At 42.6% G+C, this 2,740-nt stretch carries 1 protein-coding gene and 1 pseudogene; one reads left to right on the top strand and one right to left on the bottom strand.

The features are described 5' to 3' along the window. Positions 1-116, top strand: a pseudogene (locus D1831_RS14090) (IS5/IS1182 family transposase); the annotation flags it as partial. Positions 117-546: 430 nt separating this feature from the next. On the opposite strand, the gene D1831_RS14085 reads toward D1831_RS14090, so the two are convergent. Beyond that, positions 547-2,079 (bottom strand): primase C-terminal domain-containing protein, encoded by a 1,533-nt coding sequence (locus D1831_RS14085; RefSeq protein WP_125073436.1) that lies wholly within the window; start codon positions 2,077-2,079, stop codon positions 547-549. Positions 2,080-2,740: the final 661 nt, after the last annotated feature.

The following is a 2,740-nucleotide window of genomic DNA, read 5'->3' as shown; positions in this document are numbered from 1 at the left end:
GTTTTAGCTGGCTAGGAAAATATCGGCGCCTCTGGCGCAATTGTGAGCGAAAGCTGAACACCAGTAAGATGATGATTAGCTTAGCCTTCCTGCGAATACTCTTGAAAAGATTCTAAACACGTTCTAACGCCACCGTATCAACAATATTATTCTGTACAGGTTGCACGGCAATACCTGCACCATATGATATAGCCCTAACAAAATCCAGACATTTACAGTGCCAATAATTTTCTGCACCACCAATATGTCCGTATGTAACACATTGTGCCAGCCTAATCACTGCCAATCAAAAGCGAGAACTCATGCTCATAACGTCTGTCCGAACTTTCCCGTCTTAACCCCCGCCTCGGCCAAGACGCTCCAATCCAAATTTGAATGTCTGTCGTTAATAACTAACGCTAAACGGTTTGGAGGCTACGGGACCACTAATATCTGAAAAACACCCTAGTTTAGCACCAACCTTAATCCCAATAACCTGGACACCCCCAACCAAAACACACTTGTCCAGAACTATAGGTACGTAATGGCATTTTAGAACACAAAATTTTAGCCCGTATCCACCAATCTCAGTTGCTCAACTTTAGTCGTTTCTGGGGCACTGGTTAAGCTGAATCGTTGTAACGCCAGTAATTGTTCAGTTGGGTCCAAGAAGCGCGCTACCATTAGCCAATAGTTTAACCGTTGGGCTTGTTTGAGTGCCATCGCATGTTGCAATAGGCTGCGCCGGGTCGCAAACATGGTTGCTTGCCGACCATGACCTTTTTCACGATAAACTAAGCCCTGGTCAATTAGTTCTTTCAGGGCCTTGGTTAGACTACCTAAGCAAATATTTAATTCTTTAGAAATGTGCCGTAAAGACGTTCTGGTAAACCAGTTATTTTCCTGGGAAGTTCTTTGGCTAAAATAAGCCATAAGATCAGCTTGCCATTCATGAACGTGACTATTAACGCGTTCTGTACGCGGCTTCGCATACTTATACCAGGTCGTTTGCGAACGCTGCAAATAAATCCGCCTGTCAGCATCGGGAACCCAGGTTTCTAGCAACGCATTCACATATTCACGGCTAGCCGCATGAAACTGACCTGAATAAGCATCGGAAATGACTTTTTGAACGTGCTGTGTCGCCAGCGGGTGATTAAGATTGCTGTTAAATTCGTCCAAAATATCAAAACACTGGGCTTGCGAGACATTTGAGGAATAGCAAGCCAAGGCCAGCGTGAAGATTGTATTATGCCGACCATAGCCCACGTTTTGATCAATGTCCGTTTGGTTAATTAAGGCTTGAAACCACGGTTGGTCAATCTGGCGACTAGTCCGCCGAGCCATAAAAGACCGTTGAGTATTTTGGGGCTTAATTTGGTGCTGGTCATTCGCAAAATTAATGCTCCAAGTCATTAAAGCTTGGAAGTCAACCGTCATTTTAGGCTCAAAGTACTCAATATTGTCTGGTCGCGGAACTCTGAAAACGCCAAAGCTGTTGCAAGTCACATCGACCGCTGGTAATTTTTGCGCGTAGTATTGCTTTAACGACTTAGCAATCGCTTTAGCAGCCCTGACGGCTGGCAATTTTCCATTAGCATGACGACGGACGAACACTGGCTCATCAAAGACATAGTAGATATGATAGCCCTTCTGGGTCGCCAAAATTAAGGTTGGCATAAACTGGACGTCCAACATTGCCGTGTCCCAAACCTCGGCAAACTTTGCTTGGCGCTCCTCAGCATCACGGTAGTCAACGTCAACCACTAACGTATTGATCTGACTTAAATTTTGCTCTTTAGCCCCTTTAACATAATGTTTGGACGCATCTGTATAGGTGAGATAATTGAAAACATTGGGTGTCCAATGCGTGCTAGTCGCATAGTTATCATAGACGGCTTCTTTGGAGGTATAAATCGTCCCCCAGCTTTTCGCCATTTGGGCTTTACTGCGATACATGGCAATCGCACCTTGCTTATTTTGCTTTTCCGGAATCGCTTTTTCTAACTTTAAGACGTTACTATGCCGGGATTTAGTTTCCCGTAACCCTTGATGCAAGATCAAATCAATCGCTTGTTGTGCTGTTTCCATCGCTGACATACTGCTCACCCCCTACTAAAAAAGAACGCCGTAGCGTTCTTAGTCATCATTTTTATGTATTAAAATTAAACGTTCAAACACTAGATTTTTAAGCAATCGCTCCAGTTAACGTGGCTACTTGGTATTTAAACCCCAACTTGGCTCTTAGGGCGGTCAAATTCATCAAACTGCACCCTTGCAAAACGTAACTGGCACGAGTACAATTAACTCATTCTTTGGTAGTTCCATGAGTTCCCGTGATTAGCCTCACGGGGATTTTTTGTTTATTTAATTTTTAATTGGGATTAGCTTAACAGGTTTCGACAAACATGAAGTACTTCTCCCTTTTAGCCTTAAGCAAACAAAAAGCAGATTAAGCCGCCCACTGGGGTAACTTAATCTGCTTTAACTAAACCTATGTATGCGTTTAACTCGACTTTTCGACTGGCATAATCCCAATAGGTTTAGTATAATATTCCTATCAGGCAACTAGTGTTGACTACTTTTAGTAGTTCATACGCTAGCTAGCCATCTATAAAGACGAGCGTTAAAGGCGATCAAGTATCCTGGTACTTGGTTTGCTGATTAAAGAGTTATTTGGAGTAACTCTTTAATCAACGCTTTTTTTATTTGGTTTATAATTATTATTTATTAAGTAAAGACAGATGTACACTATTATTTT

It is taken from the genome of Lactiplantibacillus garii (genome assembly GCF_003885105.1).
Lineage (GTDB): Bacteria > Bacillota > Bacilli > Lactobacillales > Lactobacillaceae > Lactiplantibacillus > Lactiplantibacillus garii.
Note: the sequence above shows the minus strand (reverse complement) of the source record. Positions and strands in the feature narration are given on the sequence as shown.

Excerpts from the sequence above, each read along its gene's own strand:
- D1831_RS14085 (WP_125073436.1), bottom strand. The coding sequence starts at position 2,079 with ATGTCAGCGATGGAAACAGCACAACAAGCGATTGATTTGATCTTGCAT.